We start from the raw sequence: 19,544 nt of genomic DNA, 5'->3' as shown, positions 1-19,544 counted from the left end.
AATTTCAAACAATGTATAATAGATTTAACTAAAATTTAAGCTATAACGTTGGCTAGCACCCAACAGTGATAACATGATAATTGAATTTGATGGATATGGAATAAATAAGTATGTTTTTGGCCGTAACTTTTCTCTTAACGAGTTAATAATAATGTATTTAAATGTAAAAAATGAAGAGATATCTAATGAAGATCTTCTAAACTTATTTTGTGTACGGTATCATTATGAAAAAATCCCAAAGTTATTACAAGAAGACGTCTTAAGCAATGTTGTCATTGATTTAGATACAGACTATATTTATATCCCTACTAGATAACAGTAAAATAGATCGAGTGAATAGAAATTACGATTCAGCTAAGTGTTTAATAAAATAAGTCATTGCCCAAATTAATGTCGCAAACTGAGTGACAAAATACATTGTCCATTCAAAACCAGTCAATTTTCTATCTCGTTTAACCTTCTTTAAGTATCTGTAAAATATAAATGTACTTAAAAACATAAGTAACAACGATAATTGTTGTAAATCATCGACTATACGTACTGCCATAAACTTCATCATCCTCCTATTTACAATATAAAGTGAAAAGATAATCCAAAGGGGCCTTTCCCCTCTGATTATTAGTTGAACCAACCAAGCTTTTACGAGCAGTTAATGCGGAATATTCTACAATCTAACAATACCATTAATTGGTAAAAAATAATACTTTTCAACAAATACATAAAATCCGAATAAATATATTTATAAATATAATGTGTTATTCTTTTTCCTTATTAGTTTTAATCCGGGGGCCTTGACAAACGCTCTTTAATTTTAAAAATAATAATTATTTTGAAATTTCCATAATCTAAATTAAATGATGACTGCAATTTAGCCTTTGAACCACTTAAATGTTAACTCCCTTTTTAATTTTTTGGGATTGTTGCATAGTATCAATATTCACAACTGTTATATTTCTTTCCCCACAAAAAAACTGCAACTAAAAAAGTAGGGGCTATACAAATTGTTAGGTTTATTGTTTTCTTATACAAAAAATCTTCTCCGTAATATATAGATCCTTACTTAAACAATAAGGATAGACTTTTCTTTTTTATAAAATTAATCAGGATTATAAAACAATACCATTCTCATCCGTTGTTTTCCTCTCCTATCCACCACTTAAATTTATAGCACCTTGATTAACCAGGGATAATTTCTTCCATTTTGGAAATTTTATAAGTAAACTTTTTGAGAATCCTTTGAGGTGCGACCAATGTTTTTAAACCAAAATCAAAAAGAAAGAAAGTTGTTTGTTTTTGCGACAATTATACTCATTCTCTATTTGTCTCCTTTATTTATTCTTGGAGAAAATGCGCATATTCGCATTCATGATAACCTTGATTCCAATTTGTCCTGGTATAAGGTTTTGACATGTAGTGGAGAGATACAAGGTCCGATTAATGGTACAATTCCACAGGTGATAAATAATCAATTGTCAAGAAACGCATTTAGCACGGAGTTTAGTGGTATTGTGTGGTTGTATGCTTTTTTCCCAAATATGGTTGCTTATGTATTAAGTCAGACGATTACAAGAGTGGTTGCTTTTATAGGCATGTATGTACTTTTAAAACATCATTTTTTACCAAGAGAGGAATGGCTGGTCATTTCAATAGGAGTTTCATTAGCTTTTGCTCTTACCCCTTTTTGGCCATCAGGAATGCTTAGTACTCTGGGAATGCCTCTTGCACTTTGGGCATTTTTAAATATTCGAAAAGGTGAAAAATTGTGGAAGAACTATTTCGTACTTACTCTAATCCCTCTATATTCGAGTATTGTATTAGGTTTTTTCTTTTTTTTAAGTAGCATAGGGATACTCTGGTTAATTGACTTAGTAGTTAAAAAAGAATGGAACTTTCGTTTTCTTTTTTCAATTATTTATATGACGCTCATTTACATGATTGTAGAATATCGCTTAGTAACTTCCTTCTTTTTATCAATTGCACCTAACAGTAGAGATGAATATTTTCATGCAAGATTATCGTTATGGCGGTCTCTCCGACTTACAGTGAAAAATTTTCTTTACGGACATACCCATGTCATGACAGTCCATACATTTGTTATTTTACCTGCCATACTTATTGCGTTGTATTTTATCATTACTACAAAACGATGGAAGCAAGAAAAAGTCTTTATTTTTTTGTTCTGGTTTAACATAGTTTTGTCAATTTGGTATGCTTTTTGGTTTTATAAAGGCTGGCTTCCATTAACAAAACGATTTCACATTTTAGATACATTTAATTTTGCACGTTATCATTTTTTGCGTCCGTTAGTTATTTATGTTCTATTCGCTCTTGGATTAAAAGTTTTATGGTTACAAGGGAAAGTATGGAGACACGCTGCAACAAGTTTTATAATAGCCCAAATTATTTTGTTATGCTTTTATAATGAAGAAATTATTTATCAAAATAAACCTTCAGTAAAGGAATTTTTTGCAGAAAAACAATTTAAGGAAATAAAAGATTATATTGGTTTACCTTTGGAACAGTACCGTATCGCTAATATTGGTTTACATCCAGCTATCGCTCAGTACAATGGGTTCTATACACTTGACACATACAACAACTTTTATCCTCTATCTTACAAATATGAATTCCGAAAAATAATTGAGAAGGAACTAGCGAAAAATAAAACGATTCGTACGTATTTTGACGAATGGGGTGGCCGTTGTTATATTTTCACCGATGAACTTGGAAAACACTATATGTTTAAGAAAAATTCGAAAAAACGTTTAAAAAATGTAGAGCTAAATATAAATCATTTTAAAAAAATGGGTGGTCGTTACATATTTTCTGCTGTCCCTATTGAAAATGCAGTGAAAAACAATTTATCCCTCGAGAAAATATTTATATCAAAGACATCCGCTTGGAAAATTTATTTATATAAAGCAATATAGATAAGTACATTAGATTACATCTCTCGATATAAATTTATAAAAAACCAAACCAATATTTAACTGCAATATTAGTTTGGTTTTTACTATTTTGTATGAAATTGAACTACTCACCACATCCCCAACTACACTTAAGCGCTTTTTACTTTTTTTAATAACTATCTCCTCTTTGCCCCTGGTCTTTATGAACAGCACTTACTAAGATTATTGTTGGTTATATCGATGTTCTTAAGAATTTCCCAATTCAAAATAAGAACCGCAATTTCAATGCCATCCTGCTTTGTAACAAGCTCTTTAGTTTCTACAATTGATTCGGTTCTCCCCATACAAGATAAATTCCCTCTTGTACTTGTTCTTGTTACATATACAGTTACTTCGGCTATAACTACTATTTTTCCTTAGACCGATTTCATTTTATTTTTATAACTTCTGGTATATACTTTCTATCATATTTTCTCGTATAGATTTCACCATCTGGAGTAACGAATTGTAATACAATCTCACCACAAACACCATGCAGCACTTCAAATTCACCTTCTGCATTTGAAATACTGCGTTCCTTACCTTTAATAGAATCTTCATAAATTTTCACATTAAATATAGGTTCGTTATTTTGATTTATGATAATACCTCTTGAATACTTACCAACTGCAATGCATTTATCATCTTTTTAATAAAAATTATTCACAACTATAGCTCCAATTATTACAGCGATACACACAAACAAGAGAATTATTTTGCACCTCACAACAAAGCTCCTTATTCATTTTATTCTTTTTTAAATTGAAAATCTAAACGTCTTAATAGTTTGATTTCCTCAATTACTTTACGAATTCCTTCTTCAATCCTTGCTTCCTTTACATTCGATACGTTTAACTTTAATAACTTTTCTTTATGAAATTTATTTAAATAATTTCTATCAACTGAATCGATACTTACTTTATTTTCTCTTAATTTTTTTATAAATGTTTCTGTAACTATGTTTTTCTGTAATTCTAAACAAGTGTGTATTACCAATGTGTTTTGTCTATTATATGTAAATAACGATGGATTTTCATTTTGCACTTTTTCTAATGTTTCTGCTAGTTTTTTTGATCTATTGTAGTAGGAAGAATTAATTTTACTTTTATGATGGTCAAACATGCCACTCTTTATATAAATTTCTAAAGCCGCTTGAGATATCATGGGACTATCAATATCTAAAACCTTTTTATATGTATGGAAAGCATTCGCAATAACCAGTGGAATTATCGCTACACCCACTCGTAAACCTGGAAAAATAATCTTCGAATAACTTTTCAAATATATGACATGATTACTATAATCCAAGCTATATAAAGGATCGGCTTTTGAATCAGTTTCTAAATCTGCTAAATAATCATCTTCTACTATAAATACATTATATTTCTTCGCCAATAGTACGATTTTTTCTTTCTCATCTTTAGAATAAGAAGTTCCAAGTGGATGATGATATCTTGGTATTGTATAAAAGAATTTTATTTTACCAGTTCGAAAAATACGCTCCAATTCATTTAAATCAATACCTTCATTCGTACGTTTAATACCGATTACAGGAACTTTATTTATTTCTAAATATTCTATATATAAATGATACGTTGGCTGTTCAACTAATATTGTTTCATTTTCATTCGGAAATGGTATAGAAGTTAATATTGCAAGTGCCTGCTGCACACCTGACGTTATAAAAATATTTTCTTCTTTCGTGAACACTTGATAATTTGCCAACTGTTTTTGAATAACTGGAATTAAAGATGGTAACCCTTTCGGTGTTCCGTATACGAACAAATCATTTTTATAAGTATCAATAGCCTTATTAATACAATGCTGAAATTCTAAATACGGAAAAACATCTGGATCCGGTGCTGAAGAAGCAAAATCAATTATTGCGTTATTTTCTATGATACTCCCAGATTTCTTAACAACGTAGTATCCACTTTGAGGGACAGAATATATAATATGACGCTTTTCTAATTCATGAAGCGCACGTATGACTGTTGCCTTATTACATTCATATTGCGTAACGAATGACCGTATTGATGGTAATTTCTGTCCTTCTTTTATCTCTCCATGTTGAATCATGTTTTCTATATCATTAAAAATATGTAAATACTTATACATTCTTTCACTCCCTTATAGAAGAACTAAAAAGGATTCCTCATTCTCATAATAAAGCAAAAGGAAATTCATCCCTTCAATCACTTTAAAGTTTAACATTATTTCACATTTCCGTCTCTTAACAAGGAAATTACAATTAATAAATAGAATATCTTCATGAATAAATAAAAAGTGAGGGTTATGTCATGCAGCACTTAAATACGATTGATATTAGTAACGTTCTAGAATTAGAAAATACTCTTTCTACTTTAGAAAATGAAGTGATTTCTTCAAAACTAGAACTTGAAAACTGGTTAAAAAAACAATCTACATTCATTTGGGAAATTGAAGAACAATTAAGATCGCACTATATCGCCTTTCAATGTAATACAGATAATAAAAAAATAAAAGATACTTTTGAATATGATCAACAATATGTACGACCTCTTTTGAAACGTTATCAAAATTCATTTGATAATAAATATTTAGAGTCTCCCTTTCGAATGGAGCTTGATCCAAAAACGTATAGCTTACTAGATAAAAAAATTAAGAATGCGCAGATATTATTTTCTGAAAAGAACATTGATTTAGAAGTAAGAGAAGACAAACTAGTAACTGAGTACTTCGAAATTACTGGTGGTTTAACCGCGCTATGGGACGGTGAAGAAAAAACAATTACTGAACTACAGTCTTACTTACAAGTTCCGGATCGTCATATACGAAAAAAAGCAAAAACGCTTATTTCTGAGAAGTTCTTATCTGTTGAAGATACTTTACAAAATATATTAAATGAATTAATTGTAATCCGTCACCAAAAAGCAAAAAATATTCATTTAGATAATTATCGTGATTATATGTTTAAAAAACATGAACGTTTTGACTATACAGCGGAAGACTGCTATGAGCTTGCTGAATCTATTCGTAAATATGTAGTACCTCTCATCGATAAAATATTTAATGAGAAAAAATCTGCACTTCAAGTAGATAGCCTTCGTCCATGGGATCTAAAAGCAACCGCACCAAATCAAAAAGCATTAAAACCTATCGAAGACGCGAGTGATTTAATCGAAAAAAGCTCTCATATTTTACATAAACTAGACCCTGAATTTTCCGCATTACTGGATCGTATGCAGAAAAATAATTGCTTAGATTTAGAAAGCCGTAAAGGAAAAGGTCCAGGAGGATTTTGTGAATATTTACCTGCTTCTCAATTATCTTTTATTTTTATGAATCTCAATCATACACATTATGATGTTACTACTTTCCTCCATGAAATGGGCCATAGTATTCATAATGAGTGTATGAAGCAATTAGAGCTTCAAAAGTATTTAGAAATCCCTTCAGAATCAGCTGAGCTTGCTAGCATGACAATGGAATTGTTTTCGATGGAGTATTGGGATACTTTTTATGAAAATAAAGAAGAATTTATAGAAGCAAAATTAGACTTCTTTAAGGATATTGTTAAGTATTTACCACAACTGCTTATCGTTGATCAATTCCAGCATTGGATGTATGAAAATCCTAATCATACCGCTAAGGAAAGAAACGAAAAGTATCTAGAATTGCATAACACTTACCAATCGAACATCGTAAATATTGAAGGCTATGAAAATTGGATAGCAACTGGCTGGTTACCCGTACTACACATATTCGAAATACCATTCTATTACATCGAATATGCAATCGCACAACTTGGTGCGCTGCAAATGTATAAGCAATATAAACAAAATCCTAAACAAGCACTAGAAAATTATAAAAAAGCTTTATCATTAGGTAGCTCTAAACCTTTAACTGAAGTATATGAAGCTGCTGGAATTCGTTTTGATTTTTCTGGAGAAACGATTAAAGAACTAATGTTATTTGTAGAGGGTGAATTAGAGTTACTTGAACAATTGTAAAAAGAAAGCTGTTCCTATATTTTAGGTACAGCTTTCTTTTTTATTTTATTTTATTTATCAGTTCTATGTACTGAGAATCCCCATATCCGATTGTTGGAAATAGCTGAAACAACTTTATTAATAATTCTTGCGTTGATAAATCTTTATTTTTAGAGATGAATTTCATTACAGTATTATCTTCTTTTAGCATTTCTAAATATAAGTCTATAGCCTGATACATTACTGGTGGTACCTTATAGAAAATCTTTTTATGGTTTACTAATACTTCATTGTATACAGAAGAATAATTTCCTAATTCAAGTTCAATTTGATTTACTTTAAATTCATCCTCTCTGAAACTATTTAAGTATACCTTCCCTTCATAAGCTGACTGTTCAAGGTAAGAAAGTATGGTAAGTAGGTTCATTTGGCAGAACATATCTTCACCAAACCATAAAACAATACATTTATACTTTTTCGTAAAAAGGTTTTCTAACGGGCCTATAACCTTTTTTGTGTAACTTTCTATTGAACTATTATGCCCTTCTGCTCTTGTTTTAATAAACTCTTTATCAAAAACTTGCGTTGTAGCCATGTTTACACACATTGCCTCATTAAATGGTGCATAATCAGACTTCCCCATTAGCTTTTCATTTTTAAATTCTTCATGCATCATTTGACCATTCAATATGTTTAATACATCTTTATCAAACAGCTCACTCTTCGCATTTCGTAACTGCTCAACCTCTAATTTTCTAGAAATATTCATTTTAAACTCTCCCTCTTTATTTATATTGAGTTTAACAAAAGATTGAATAGGCAATTTGTTAAGTTGAAATTCTCTTGGGTTCATTCCAAAAACATTCTTGAAAGCTCTACTATAAGTCTCTTGCGAAGAATAATCGTAATCCAATGCAATATCTATTATCTTTCTATCGTTTATTAAATCCTCCGTAGATAAATACAATCTTCTTAAAAGAATATAGCGTCTAATACTTATACCTGTTACTTGGTGGAATTTAAAAGAACAGTAATACGGAGAATACCCCATATAATGAGATAAATCCTCTAATGAAAATTCCTTTTTTAAATTGATCTCAATCCAATCAATCATCTGCTGTATATGTTCATTCATTTACTTCCCCCCTTATTAAGCATTATAAGAGATGTTCATTACTTTCTTTTGATATTTCTTGTGTTTTATAACATGAGCCATTTTCTATAATCTTTAAACTCTATATGTAAGTATTAATTTTTTTTAGCTATCTTATTTTGTCATACCTTATACTAACTTTTCAATCTAACGTTAATTAGTATGATTCACACACCTTACCAATTATTAAAAGTCAATTTACATTATATTTCATTTTAAAGGAGTTCAAAAATTAAACTCGAATTTTGTAAAATAAGATTCTTTTAATTCTCTAGTAAAAAATTAAACTTTGGAAAGGACGTTACAATGAACGAGATAGATAAAGAAATACTTCAATTAATAAATGAACAATATCCGTTGAATTTTATTAACATTAAACCTATAACGAATGAAATGTATCAATGTTTAAAAATGCTGTTGTTTAACTAAGTTTCCTTGTAGTTAAACAACAGCATTTATTAATTATCTACTAGACAACCTTTTTTATAACTTATAAATACTGATTCAAAAGTCTGTTCAAATACAGTTCATTTTGCGGAGATACTTTCTCAGCAAATCTAGCTGTAATAATAATAGGAGCCCATTGAAAGATCTCATCTCGTGTGAGGCCAGTATTTCTACAATATATTTGTAAATACGTTTCCGCTAAGTCTATATGAGACTGCGCAAACAATAAATATGTACGAAATACATCTGCACGAATATCACCTGAACTGGCATCTACCCAGTCTATAATTTTCACATTCTCTTCCTTAGTCAAAATTAGATTAAATGGATGGAAATCCCCATGGCATAATCTAGGTTCAAATTTGATTAAATGTAACTTATTTAATATATTTTCCTTTTGTTTTCCATCCGATTTCTGTACAGATTTAATTTGACGCTCTAACCTTTCTCTCATTGATTCTATTTCATCTGTGTTCATACAAATAGAATGAATCTTTATTTGTTCATTAACACAAATATTTATGTAATGCTCCGCTTCATTTAGATTATTAAGCAGGAGATTACCAATACTGTCCCCTTTTACGTATTCCATAATAATTGCCTGTCTATTTTGTATCTTTGTCACTTCAAATACGTTTGGAACTGGTAGCCCACATGAATAAGCGTATTTTTGTTTTTTTGCTTCATTCATAGACTCTGTATTTGGAAGGTATTCGTTGAATAATTTAATAACTTTATTTTCATAAAGATATATCTTAGCTGTATTTCCTTTAGCTATTGGCTCACCTAAATTCAAGTTTTCCCCTCCTTAAACCATGTAGTATTCTACAACCTTATTTTAACTTCACTTCAATGATAGTATTTCCTTCTACTCATATGAATCCTATCATTACAAAAATATCTGAAATGAAAAAAAGAAAAACACGTATTGAAAACAGCTCTATAATTATAAGGCGACTTTAATAATGTTGATAATTTTTTGTTTCGTTTGGCTTAAATAATTTTTATTTTTAGTAGAAATGAGTATACCAATTGGAATTTTAGAATTAAAATCCTTAATCTTAAAAGATAGTACTTCATCATTCAAAATTGTACCTTTCGGAATAATCCCTATAGCATTTCCAAAAAGCATTTGTGGAATGAGGTTTAACGCACTACAATTGTAAATTCTTTTAAAAGACAAATTATTTTCCAACAAGAAAGAACTTACAGATTGGTAGGAATAACAATTACTTTCACCTACAATAACGGGATAATCTATAATATCAAATGCCTCAACAAATTCTTTTTGTAATAAAGGATGCTCTGGATCATTCACTATAAATTCAATCTGTTCATCACATATTGCAATAAATTTTACATTTGATATATTTTCATTATTACCACATACCGCAAAATCAATCTTATTATGATCTATCATTTCTGATAAAAGTGCTGTATTTCCTACTACAAAATCACAATGTATATATGGTTTTTCAGCATTTAAAAACTTTAATATTATCGGTATTAACCTTTTAGCAACTGATTCTAATAGACCTATTCTCAAACTGCCTTTCTCTTCATTACTAATTCGTTGAGCTTGAGAAATGGAATATTCCCAATGAGTTAATAAATTTTCTACTTCTTCCGCAAAAAGTTTTCCTTCTTCTGTTAATCTTGCATCCCATCCTCTTTCAAACAAAAGAAAACCAATTTCATTTTCCAGCTTTTTTATATGTGTTGTAACTGTTGATTGTGCATAGTTTAATTGTTTAGCAGCTTGTGAAAATGTTCCTTCTTCAATAATTTTTTTGAATGTAAGTAATTCTTTCATTTCCATTTCCAACACCATCTTCATCGGTTTTATTGATAGTTACTCAATATATTTTCAATTATACAAATGGAAGTATTGGAAGTAAAATGAAATCAAAAGAAAAGGAGTGCTATATTATGCCATTTGTCACTGTTTATCATCCTGAAAAATTATTCGATAATACGTTATTAAAGAATGTAAGCAATCAAATTCACCATTCGTTAATTGAGCATTTCAATATTCCCGAAAGTGATTATTTTCAAATGTTTTTACCTTATCCTCCTCATCAACTGTTTTATGATTCATCTTATCTTTTAGAAGGTTCAGTAAAACGATCCAACAATATGATTTATGTTTCTATTACTTGTGGACCAGGAAGAACAATTAATCAAAAAAAGGATTTATATAAAGCTATAGCCACTAGTACAGCTAATATATTACAAATCTCTACTGCTGATGTTTTTATTACACTACACGAGACACCTATAGAGAATTGGTCATTCGGTCAAGGTATAGCTCAAATGTTAAATCAGCGTAATAAATAGGCTTTATTTTTCTCAAAAAATAAACTTACCACCTTCTATAACTATATAGAAAGCGGTAAGTTTATTTTGCTAGGAATATCGGAAGGAAACTTTGATGTATGCAAAACAGTAAATGAGTATCCTAGTTGAATAAACAATAATTCATTATGTTTACATTCATATGGAACACTATTTTTCTTCAAATTATTTTGTATGCGCTGTAAAAATGCTTGATCAGGTGTTCCGAAAGAAACGTGTACTTTCGGTGGTAAAGCTTTCATCGCAATTGGAATCCACGGTCGCTGCCACCAAGTTGCAACAATGTATGCAGTTCCACCTATAACAAAGTTGAAAATATCCCCATCTTCCATTGTTTTCATATCTAGATTTAATTTCAACCATTCCGTAAAAACAGGTACACTTTTAACGGGAAGACCGATTTCTCTTACATATAAAACGTATAATGGTGAATGCGGTACTAATACATCTTCTTTAACATAACTATGCGCGATAATTTCGAGAAGATTTCCATCACCATCTCTGAAATATAAGTTGAATCGGCCGCTCTCTTCATCAATTGTATGACCATCTTTCCATTTCACAATGAGTAATCCAGACTCTTCAAGCCATTTTGCAGTTTCATGAAATTTTGAATATGGAATCTCAAAAGCAAAGTGAGCAGGTGCAATTGGTTCATATACTTCTTGAAAACTAATTGTTGTGTATGGCGTTATTTCAAATTGAATAAATGCTGCTGTTTCTTTTTTTATTGGAAAAGATAATATATCATTATAAACTTGTTTTACCCCTTCTATGGAAACCGTTTGTAGTTTTATATCTGATATATGTGTAATCACGTTACATTCCTCCCTTGTTTCTTACCATCTATTCGTATTGTATTACACTTATAAACAGATAAAATCAAACGGAAGAATGGATTTTTCATTTAAAAACTACAACTTTAGTATGAATATGTTAACTTCTTTCATTGTGAGTACAGTAACGTTTCAAAACAATTACCCTCCATATTTCGTCTTTTTGATTAACATTTTACTTATCTCTATTTTTTCAAGTTTCTCCTGAATTGTTTCCATATAAAAAAGCTGTCTTTCCTTAAATGAAAAGCAGCTTTTACAATAAAATATATTAAGATTTTACAGCAATAATCAGAAATCTTTTTGAATTCGTACGAATACCTTTTTCCGAACTATTAGCTTCAATAAACTTTTGCAAAATATTAAAATCCTCTTCCTCTTCTCCAAAATTAGGAATAATAGGCGTATGTTTTAATAAGAAAATAAGATCCTTAGGCGTACTGTAATAATCAGTAACATCATATTCACGTACTTGTACGAGTTCAAATCCCGCAATAATAAGTTCCCTCATATACTTTTCTTTTAAAGTTCCGTCTCTTTCACCTAAGCATTGTCCTCTGCCAAATGCTTCTTTAAGATTTAATTTATCATGTTCGCTAACTTGTTGTGTTAAGAAAAAAGCACCCTGTTTCATTACTTTTGCTAACTCAGATGCTATAAACGGTGCGTGACAACTAGAAGCGATATCAAAATGGGCATTCTGAAACATTAACGCTTCAGAATCCATTTGAAAAAACTCAACGTTTTGTATACCTGATATTTTCAAGTTGGAATGTGCCGTTTCAATCATGCCATTAGAATTATCAATTCCAATTAACAATTTAGCTGAAGATGCTATGTTAAGTACATTCTCTCCTCCACCTGTACCAACATCAAGTAGAGTGTCTGATGGTTTATTTCTTTCTTTCACTTCTCCATAAAAGTCCCATGTATCTCCTACAGTTTCACATTTTATTTTACTAAAATCCCATCCATTTAATCTTCCTACTTTATCATAAAAGTTTTTGTACTCTAATTCGTTCACTTTATACTTTCCCCTTTGTTGATGCTTATATATTCTATAGATTCTTAATGAAAATGAGTCATCAATTATTTATTCTAAATATGCAAGCCAAGCCTTATAAAACGCTAGAACAGGCGATATCTTTTACTTTTTTCTTTATATAGAGCTTTTTTACATATTTTGTTTTGTTCTGTTTGTTTATAAAACATCACTCCTTCCAAATAACCGCCTTTAATTACATTCAATAACTACCAAAATATTCTTACTTACTATTATAAATAATAACAATAATAGTAAGTGTGAAATTATTTAATTAAAATATAATAAAATAAAGATTACAAGAAAACCCTATTCTATACCGCACTTAATTTACATAATAATTTTATAGTTTATTTCTAACTGTATATTCTAAATGTCCTCTACACATACTATCCAACACAATACTAACTGTTTTTCCATGTTGAGATAAACTATATTTTATACAAAATAGATTTACTATTGACACTGTCTTGTTTCCTGATGGAGGATACACATACCACTAAATTATTAGCAATAAAAGCCCCTTATTAAAGTAGCTTTTGTTGCTAATTTAGAAACTGCTGAAGTAATACAGGATCCTCTTTTAAAAGTTCTGCTAAAAACATAAGTTGTGGGAAAGGTTGTAAAATTAACTCTTTATCCATTTTTTCTTTCAATATAGCAACTCCGCCTTGATTTATATAATCATTTAATGTTATTTTCCCAGTGCAAACTAATTCAATATCATTCAATGAAAGTAACAGTAGTCCATTCGTTTCAGAAGATGGTTTAGGTAGCATCTTTGAATAGGCAACATACATGATAGATAAACTTTCATCTGGACTATCAATAATTAATATTGGATTGACTTCATTTTCTACTTTTATTTCCTTTGATTGTGCATTCCAATTCTCTTTATAATATGTAGTTAGTGAATTCAATATAGTAGTATCGATAGAAGCTTCTTCTTTCACTTCTCTTTTAGCGGTTTCTACTGCTGTTTCATCGGATTCTTTATGTCCTCCGAGCCTTACTACACCTAATGTATCACCTTTACTCGTTGGGCCAACTTGAAAAACAAATAAATTCTTATATATCACGTACGCACCAGATGTTCGTACATTCTTATCTATATGTATCAATATTTTCCCTCCTAAATTAACAATCTCACAAACCAGTTAACTATAATTTTATTATGTTTATAATTTCTCTTCAATCCAACACATGGTATTAATTAAATTTTCCGCTATATAATTTGGCGCCGTTTCTATCCACGAATTTCTATACTTTGTTAATGAGCTTTCTCCCCATCCTGTTCGTACCAAAATCTTTTTCATATTCACCCTTTTGGCTGCAATCATATCCGTACTCCCTGTATCTCCAATAAGAAAACAGTCTTTTAAGCATAGATTATGTTCTTTCGCTGCTTTTATAAGTAAATCTATATTCGTTTTTTGGCAGTCGCAACTACTATTCATTTTATGTGGACAATAGTACATTCCATCTATATAAGCATCATCATCTTTTAAAATTTGTTGCATCTTTTGAAATCCTTTAAGCAGTTCTTTTTCAGTAAAATATCCCCGACCAATTCTAGTTTGATTTGTATATAAAAATACCTTTAGTCCTAATTTATTTAACCGTTGAATTGCATTAGGTACAAAATCAAATAACATAAATTCATTTGGATGTATTCCCCCTCCTGTCCCTCCAATTGTTCCATCTCTATCTATAAAAACTGCCTTCATTTTTATTTCCTCCTTAAAATACATGTAAAAAGTAGGATTCACCAAAAAATTACAGAATTCTATATATAACAAGTATTGGACGGATTATTTTCAAATTCCTCTATAATAAAGGTGGTATAAACAGTGTGAAACCTATACAAGAACGTAGCCTTACCGTAAAGACAACTTTTTCTAAAGAATACAAGATTTTTATTTTTGGTTTACTCATTTCACGAATTGGGGACTCATTGTATACTTTTGTGTTACCTTGGATTGCCTATCAATTAACCGGTTCAGCTGTAATTATGAGTTCTTTATTTGCTATTAACGTATTGCCAATCGTTTTATTTGGTCCTTTAGTTGGTGTAATAATTGATCGTTATGATCGAAAAAAGTTACTTTTGGTAGCGGATATTACCAATATTATTTTAGTAAGTCTTGTTCCAATACTACATTCATTACATCTATTAGAAATCTGGCATTTATACATAATTACTTTTATGTTAGCAGTTATGTCCATGCTTTTTGATGTAACAACTGTTACAGTCATTCCGCAAATTGCTGGAGCATCCTTAACGAAGGCCAATTCTTTCTATCAAATGGTCAATCAATTGGCTAGTTTATTTGGTCCAATGATAGCTGGGGTTTTCATTTCTTTTATTGGCGGCTTTCAGTTGCTTTGGATTAATGTTCTTTCATTTATTGCAACATTAGTTGCTGTGATGTTATTACCGTCTATGAAAACCACAAATAAAAAATGTGAAGATAAAAATACACTTCAAAATGTACTATCTGATTTGGTTAATGGATTTAAATGGCTCAAAAATGACCGCTTAAATTTAGCTTTATCTTTTCAAGCTATGATAGGAAACTTTGGAGCAAGTGCAGTTTTAGGTATATTCATGTATTATTTATTATCCACATTACAACTTACCCCAGAACAAAGTGGGGTTAATTATTCATTAATTGGAATAGGTGGTCTTTTAGGAAGCTTGATTGCAGTTCCTTTAGAAAAGAGGTTGCAGCGCGGCATACTAATTCCTTTACTCCTATTTGTTGGGGCAATTGGCTTAACTTTTGCGCTTTGGAGCACATATTGGCTCGCTCCCGGAATTGCTTTCGGTGTTGCAATGACTTGTAATATTGCATGGAATACAATTGTAGCCACAGTTCGTCAGGAAACAGTTCCATCAAATATGCAAGGAAGAGTTTTAGGATTTTCACGTGTACTTACACGATTAGCTATGCCACTCGGGGCATTAGTAGGAGGCATTATTTCAGCTTATAATCCTGTCTTTGTATTTGCTTTAGCTGCTTTTACTAAATTAATTGAAGTCTTTATTGCTTTATATAGTCCGATACGAAAACTACAATAGAAGGAAAAATAATTATGTATGATTGGTTAATTGCAATTACGGATAAGTTTATAAAGAAAAAAGGCATATCATAATGCCTTTTTTCTTTACAATCATTTAACTGGATAACAAACTTCTGTAACCCACTTACTAGAATCCGATTCCATCGCTGGGCTCACATGATAAATATTAAACATCGGTCCTGCTAATTCGTAACCTTCTGTCTCAATCCATTTTGCGGCTGCTTCATTTACGTTTGTCATTTGTTCATAACTTCCGCTTACTGTTATAGAAGCTACTTTGATTGGCTCTATTTTTTGAAAATGAACATCTTTTGTATTTTCATGCTTTCCTAAGATATTTAGCTGTATTTCTACATCTACATCATTTTCTTTGTATTCTTGATCATGGAAGACAGCGATACTATAACTCGGATGGGCCATACTAATATTTTTAATATGAATTTCTCGCATCAATATACTCCATAAATCGCCTTCACAATTATACGATGGAATAATCTTTCTAACACTAGCTACATTTCTTTCTGGAATTTCTTTTATTGAAACGTGGTAATTCATCTCAACAACATCCTCTCTCATCGTTTTCATTGAATCTTCGAGGAGACGCAATTGTTTTTGGAGGTTAGTCATGTCTTCTTTAATTTGAGCACTACGATTTAAAAATTGCTCCTTAATACCATCTATATTATCGCATTCTATTATTTCTTTAATGGTAACGATATTAAATCCCATATCTTTTAACGTTTGAATTTGATTTACTTTCTTTAATTGGGCTGCTGAATAGTATCGATAACCACTTTGTTCATCGACTTTTACTGGTTGTAATAATTCTACTTTATCGTAGTGTCTCAACATCCGTATACTAATGGAAGATAATTTTGAAAAGTCCCCTATTTTAAACATGATTTCCTCCTATAAGTTACATCTACTTCGAAGCTCAACTTCATCTTAAACAATGACATTGTGTGAGAGTCAACTGTTTATAACACTTAAATTATATTTCTTTAATTCTTTGCCCTTATACTTACTTCCTTCTTAAGGCTATAAGAATTGATATTAGTCCGTTAACAGCTAATAAAGTTACAATAATACTTGTAACTAAAGCTACGTCTGGCGCAAATATTCTAATCGTACGCCATGGTGAACTTGTACTATATGTAAGCAGTGGGATGAAAACAATAGATATTAGTAGGGATAGACTCCCTATGAATAACCAAATTAGCTTTTTTACAGTTTTTATATGTTTATACTTTTTAATTAATATAATTGATATTATGAAAAGTATGAGTGTAACTATCAACAAAATAATTTGTGTTAATGGTATGTTTTTAGGGATATCAACCGGTTCTTCTCCATTCAAAATACTAATAATCCCATTTTTCAGTACTGATAGTGCGGTTTCTTCTAATACATGATTTTTATTCGTTAAAATCACACCACCCCAGCCACTTTTGTTTAAAGTAAATAATTCTGCACGAGCATCGGGCGTTGATCCTGAATGCCAAATCATCGTTTCACTTTCATTTATATTTGTTGTTCTTAATCCAAAACCATAACTTTTTTCTGAATTTATTTTATAAAGTGGTGATAAATAAAGATCCATGTTTTCTTGCTTTAAAAATTGAGCATCCTCTGGACGATTCAAAAACATAATATATTGAATCATATCTTCTAAATTTGCAGTAATATAGCCATACGGTGCCCCGGCATTATCATAGGACACTACACTTTTTCTTGGAATGCCAAACCAAGACTGATAACCTGTTAAATAACCTTTTTCATATGCAGTTTCTTTACTTGCTGCCGCGCCATTCATATTTAATGGCTGAAAAATATGTTTTTGCATATATGATGAATATGTTTCATTTGTGACTTCTTCAATAAGCGCACCTAAAACAATATAATTCGCATTACTATATTGATATTTTTCTCCTGGTGGAGCAGTTACTTTTACATTTGAAAGCCTCATTACATTTTCTTTTAATGCTGTAGAATTTTTGGATTGCTTATCTGATAATGCTAAGCCCTCATATGTGCTTATTCCACTTGTATGAGTTATTAGATGTTGGATTGTTATAGTTGAGGATATTTGAGAATCTTTTAGTTTAAACCAGGGGAGGTATCGTTGAACTGGATCCTCTAATTTTATTTTTTTATCTTCTATTAATTTCACTATAGCTAAAGCTGTTAAAGATTTACTTATTGAGCCAATTGCAAATGGCGTTTTACTAGTGACCTTTTTTTCAGATTCTCCAGTAATCCCCATCGTTTTTGTGAAGAATACATCTTTATTATATACAATTGCAACTGAAGCTCCCGGAATATTCTGCTCCTTTATAAATTTTTCAATATACTTATCTAATGTAACTTTAATATTTTGCTGAGCGTAAACTTTTGGAGGTATGATACATAATATTAATACATTACAAAGAATACAAATTAGAGACAGTTTATAGATCGTATTCTTCATTATACTTTAGATGCTTTCTTTTTTTATAACTTACTAAACTAATATATACTACTACAGAGAGCGTCAAACTAGTCAATATTAATAATGCGTTCCACCATTGATTCTCTGAAATACGATATAGAAGATTATACTCAAATGCATTTTTACTAATAATTGGATTAAATGATTCAGTTAAAAATATTGAAAATATAGTTTGCGAGATGAGGTAAGTAATAACTGCGATGAATATGCCACTTAAGATAATTGTGTTGAATTTTCCCTTTTTATTTTGAAGTTGTTTCATTTTAACTTGTAAGTCAATTTCATTTATTTCTAAAAAATCTTGAACAAATAATTGAGGTGTACCTAAATCACCTATACTATCTTCACCATGTTCACGACATTCTTGAATATGTTCTAATATTTGTCGCTTAATATTATCCCTTTCTTCTAAACTTATATCGTATTGCTTTAATTCCTTAAGTACGTCTGTTAAAAATTGCTTTTCTTTACCTATCAATCTATTCCTCATTTCAGAAGGTCTCCTTTCAAACCGCTTTTTAATAATGTTTGAATATCCGATTGCAATTCTAACCACTCATTAATTTTCTTCTCAAGACGTATTTTCCCATTTTCATTAATTTCATAATAAATCCTAACTTTACCACTGTCTGTTACTTCTTGATAAGTATTAACCCATTCTTGATTTTTCAACTTAGTTAAAATGGGGTAAATACTTCCTACTCCTTTCAATTTTAAATTGTTTACTTCAAGTTCTTTCATAATCTCATAACCATAACTTTTCTTTTTCGACAAAATAGATAATACACACATTTCTAAATGACCTTTAATTAAACTTGTTCTATCCATAGGATAAATTTAACAGAAATATATACTTCATTCAAGTATATATTTCTGTTAAATCAAAAAAATAAGATAATAAAATAGAAAGATTAACAAACAACAATATCACTTATGAACTGTTTTTACCCTTATTTATCACTTTTATAATATAATAATTACATAATATATCAACTATTTATCCCTATTAGCTTTTTATATCTCCTTGCCTTATACTTCTTCTCTTAGTGAAAAATATCGTATGCGGGACATAAAAATAATAAAAGATCCAATTTCTTAATTTTGATATTAAGAAATTGGATCTTCTTTCATTACCTTGTATCAATCATACTGCGTTAATATATACATTATAAAGAATATACGTTTTATATAAGTTATGTTAATAATACATAAGCTAATAA

Annotated in this window: 19 protein-coding genes and 3 pseudogenes; 6 read left to right on the top strand and 16 right to left on the bottom strand. The window is 30.1% G+C overall.

The features are described 5' to 3' along the window. Positions 1-73 precede the first annotated feature (73 nt). Entirely contained in the window at positions 74-316 is a 243-nt protein-coding gene (locus ACYVEC_RS15655; RefSeq protein ID WP_460507185.1) for a hypothetical protein, read from the top strand. A gap of 27 nt (positions 317-343) precedes the next feature. Here the strand turns inward: ACYVEC_RS15655 and ACYVEC_RS15650 are convergent, their stop codons facing one another. Beyond that, positions 344-547, bottom strand: a complete 204-nt coding sequence (locus ACYVEC_RS15650; RefSeq protein WP_000290885.1) for a hypothetical protein — start codon at positions 545-547, stop codon at positions 344-346. A gap of 703 nt (positions 548-1,250) precedes the next feature. On the opposite strand from ACYVEC_RS15650, the gene ACYVEC_RS15645 reads away from it, so the two are divergent. Then, the gene (locus ACYVEC_RS15645) at positions 1,251-2,930 is read left to right on the top strand and encodes a DUF6044 family protein (protein ID WP_460507181.1); all 1,680 of its coding nucleotides are present in this window, start codon (positions 1,251-1,253) and stop codon (positions 2,928-2,930) included. A 245-nt stretch (positions 2,931-3,175) separates the two neighbouring features. On the opposite strand, the pseudogene ACYVEC_RS15640 reads toward ACYVEC_RS15645, so the two are convergent. The 3 genes and pseudogenes from ACYVEC_RS15640 to ACYVEC_RS15630 form a co-directional block, all read right to left on the bottom strand. Continuing rightward, positions 3,176-3,319: pseudogene (locus ACYVEC_RS15640) on the bottom strand (short-chain dehydrogenase); the annotation flags it as partial. A gap of 17 nt (positions 3,320-3,336) precedes the next feature. Next, positions 3,337-3,582 carry a carboxypeptidase regulatory-like domain-containing protein gene (locus ACYVEC_RS15635; protein WP_242253558.1) on the bottom strand — a complete coding sequence of 82 codons (246 nt, stop codon included), beginning with the start codon at positions 3,580-3,582 and terminating at the stop codon, positions 3,337-3,339. 113 nt (positions 3,583-3,695) lie between these two features. After that, entirely contained in the window at positions 3,696-5,066 is a 1,371-nt protein-coding gene (locus ACYVEC_RS15630) for an aminotransferase-like domain-containing protein (protein WP_431168517.1), read from the bottom strand. Positions 5,067-5,248: 182 nt separating this feature from the next. Between ACYVEC_RS15630 and ACYVEC_RS15625 the strand changes: the two genes are divergently transcribed. Beyond that, positions 5,249-6,940, top strand: coding sequence for a M3 family oligoendopeptidase (locus tag ACYVEC_RS15625; RefSeq protein WP_275719340.1), 1,692 nt, complete (start codon positions 5,249-5,251; stop codon positions 6,938-6,940). Positions 6,941-6,980: 40 nt separating this feature from the next. Here the strand turns inward: ACYVEC_RS15625 and ACYVEC_RS15620 are convergent, their stop codons facing one another. Beyond that, the gene (locus ACYVEC_RS15620; protein WP_275719341.1) at positions 6,981-8,054 is read right to left on the bottom strand and encodes a helix-turn-helix domain-containing protein; all 1,074 of its coding nucleotides are present in this window, start codon (positions 8,052-8,054) and stop codon (positions 6,981-6,983) included. Between the two features lie 324 nt (positions 8,055-8,378). Between ACYVEC_RS15620 and ACYVEC_RS15615 the strand changes: the two are divergent. Continuing rightward, positions 8,379-8,480 (top strand): annotated as a pseudogene (locus ACYVEC_RS15615) (protein kinase); the annotation flags it as partial. Between the two features lie 82 nt (positions 8,481-8,562). On the opposite strand, the gene ACYVEC_RS15610 reads toward ACYVEC_RS15615, so the two are convergent. Beyond that, positions 8,563-9,315 carry a phosphotransferase family protein gene (locus tag ACYVEC_RS15610; protein WP_275719342.1) on the bottom strand — a complete coding sequence of 251 codons (753 nt, stop codon included), beginning with the start codon at positions 9,313-9,315 and terminating at the stop codon, positions 8,563-8,565. 150 nt (positions 9,316-9,465) lie between these two features. Then, the gene (locus ACYVEC_RS15605; protein WP_242253312.1) at positions 9,466-10,338 is read right to left on the bottom strand and encodes a LysR family transcriptional regulator; all 873 of its coding nucleotides are present in this window, start codon (positions 10,336-10,338) and stop codon (positions 9,466-9,468) included. A gap of 110 nt (positions 10,339-10,448) precedes the next feature. Here ACYVEC_RS15605 and ACYVEC_RS15600 point away from each other — a divergent pair, with 110 nt between their 5' ends. Next, positions 10,449-10,856 carry a tautomerase family protein gene (locus tag ACYVEC_RS15600; protein WP_275719343.1) on the top strand — a complete coding sequence of 136 codons (408 nt, stop codon included), beginning with the start codon at positions 10,449-10,451 and terminating at the stop codon, positions 10,854-10,856. 41 nt (positions 10,857-10,897) lie between these two features. Here ACYVEC_RS15600 and ACYVEC_RS15595 read toward each other — a convergent pair whose 3' ends face one another. The 5 genes and pseudogenes from ACYVEC_RS15595 to ACYVEC_RS15575 form a co-directional block, all read right to left on the bottom strand. Further along, positions 10,898-11,692 carry a VOC family protein gene (locus ACYVEC_RS15595; protein WP_275719344.1) on the bottom strand — a complete coding sequence of 265 codons (795 nt, stop codon included), beginning with the start codon at positions 11,690-11,692 and terminating at the stop codon, positions 10,898-10,900. A 289-nt stretch (positions 11,693-11,981) separates the two neighbouring features. Then, on the bottom strand, positions 11,982-12,734 hold the full coding sequence (locus ACYVEC_RS15590; RefSeq protein ID WP_275719345.1) for a class I SAM-dependent methyltransferase: 753 nt from the start codon (positions 12,732-12,734) through the stop codon (positions 11,982-11,984). A gap of 361 nt (positions 12,735-13,095) precedes the next feature. Further along, positions 13,096-13,194, bottom strand: a pseudogene (locus ACYVEC_RS15585) (winged helix-turn-helix transcriptional regulator); the annotation flags it as partial. 103 nt (positions 13,195-13,297) lie between these two features. Then, positions 13,298-13,873, bottom strand: a complete 576-nt coding sequence (locus ACYVEC_RS15580) for an NUDIX hydrolase (protein WP_063224895.1) — start codon at positions 13,871-13,873, stop codon at positions 13,298-13,300. A gap of 57 nt (positions 13,874-13,930) precedes the next feature. Beyond that, positions 13,931-14,479, bottom strand: coding sequence for an HAD-IIIA family hydrolase (locus tag ACYVEC_RS15575; RefSeq protein ID WP_275719346.1), 549 nt, complete (start codon positions 14,477-14,479; stop codon positions 13,931-13,933). 125 nt (positions 14,480-14,604) lie between these two features. Here ACYVEC_RS15575 and ACYVEC_RS15570 point away from each other — a divergent pair, with 125 nt between their 5' ends. Then, positions 14,605-15,834 carry an MFS transporter gene (locus ACYVEC_RS15570; protein WP_063224893.1) on the top strand — a complete coding sequence of 410 codons (1,230 nt, stop codon included), beginning with the start codon at positions 14,605-14,607 and terminating at the stop codon, positions 15,832-15,834. Between the two features lie 92 nt (positions 15,835-15,926). On the opposite strand, the gene ACYVEC_RS15565 is transcribed toward ACYVEC_RS15570, so the two are convergent. From ACYVEC_RS15565 to ACYVEC_RS15550, 4 genes are all read right to left on the bottom strand, one after another. After that, positions 15,927-16,736 carry a MerR family transcriptional regulator gene (locus ACYVEC_RS15565; RefSeq protein ID WP_063224892.1) on the bottom strand — a complete coding sequence of 270 codons (810 nt, stop codon included), beginning with the start codon at positions 16,734-16,736 and terminating at the stop codon, positions 15,927-15,929. 121 nt (positions 16,737-16,857) lie between these two features. Further along, the gene (locus ACYVEC_RS15560) at positions 16,858-18,303 is read right to left on the bottom strand and encodes a serine hydrolase domain-containing protein (RefSeq protein ID WP_063224891.1); all 1,446 of its coding nucleotides are present in this window, start codon (positions 18,301-18,303) and stop codon (positions 16,858-16,860) included. Next, complete coding sequence (locus ACYVEC_RS15555; RefSeq protein WP_063224890.1) at positions 18,284-18,814, bottom strand: DUF1700 domain-containing protein; 531 nt, start codon at positions 18,812-18,814, stop codon at positions 18,284-18,286. The genes ACYVEC_RS15560 and ACYVEC_RS15555 overlap by 20 nt, the downstream gene beginning before the upstream one ends. Further along, the gene (locus tag ACYVEC_RS15550; protein WP_306475078.1) at positions 18,811-19,116 is read right to left on the bottom strand and encodes a PadR family transcriptional regulator; all 306 of its coding nucleotides are present in this window, start codon (positions 19,114-19,116) and stop codon (positions 18,811-18,813) included. Before ACYVEC_RS15550 ends, ACYVEC_RS15555 begins: the two co-directional genes overlap by 4 nt. Between the last annotated feature and the right edge of the window lie 428 nt (positions 19,117-19,544).

Source organism: Bacillus sp. MN7755 (genome assembly GCF_054771475.1).
The sequence above is the reverse complement of the archived record's forward strand: the minus strand, read 5'-3'. Positions and strand labels throughout refer to the sequence as shown.

Excerpts from the sequence above, each read along its gene's own strand:
- ACYVEC_RS15575 (WP_275719346.1), bottom strand. The coding sequence starts at position 14,479 with ATGAAGGCAGTTTTTATAGATAGAGATGGAACAATTGGAGGGACAGGA.
- ACYVEC_RS15645 (WP_460507181.1), top strand. The coding sequence starts at position 1,251 with ATGTTTTTAAACCAAAATCAAAAAGAAAGAAAGTTGTTTGTTTTTGCG.
- ACYVEC_RS15630 (WP_431168517.1), bottom strand. The coding sequence starts at position 5,066 with ATGTATAAGTATTTACATATTTTTAATGATATAGAAAACATGATTCAA.
- ACYVEC_RS15605 (WP_242253312.1), bottom strand. The coding sequence starts at position 10,338 with ATGGAAATGAAAGAATTACTTACATTCAAAAAAATTATTGAAGAAGGA.
- ACYVEC_RS15620 (WP_275719341.1), bottom strand. The coding sequence starts at position 8,054 with ATGAATGAACATATACAGCAGATGATTGATTGGATTGAGATCAATTTA.
- ACYVEC_RS15550 (WP_306475078.1), bottom strand. The coding sequence starts at position 19,116 with ATGTGTGTATTATCTATTTTGTCGAAAAAGAAAAGTTATGGTTATGAG.
- ACYVEC_RS15565 (WP_063224892.1), bottom strand. The coding sequence starts at position 16,736 with ATGTTTAAAATAGGGGACTTTTCAAAATTATCTTCCATTAGTATACGG.
- ACYVEC_RS15560 (WP_063224891.1), bottom strand. The coding sequence starts at position 18,303 with ATGAAGAATACGATCTATAAACTGTCTCTAATTTGTATTCTTTGTAAT.
- ACYVEC_RS15650 (WP_000290885.1), bottom strand. The coding sequence starts at position 547 with ATGGCAGTACGTATAGTCGATGATTTACAACAATTATCGTTGTTACTT.
- ACYVEC_RS15655 (WP_460507185.1), top strand. The coding sequence starts at position 74 with ATGATAATTGAATTTGATGGATATGGAATAAATAAGTATGTTTTTGGC.
- ACYVEC_RS15600 (WP_275719343.1), top strand. The coding sequence starts at position 10,449 with ATGCCATTTGTCACTGTTTATCATCCTGAAAAATTATTCGATAATACG.
- ACYVEC_RS15625 (WP_275719340.1), top strand. The coding sequence starts at position 5,249 with ATGCAGCACTTAAATACGATTGATATTAGTAACGTTCTAGAATTAGAA.
- ACYVEC_RS15555 (WP_063224890.1), bottom strand. The coding sequence starts at position 18,814 with ATGAGGAATAGATTGATAGGTAAAGAAAAGCAATTTTTAACAGACGTA.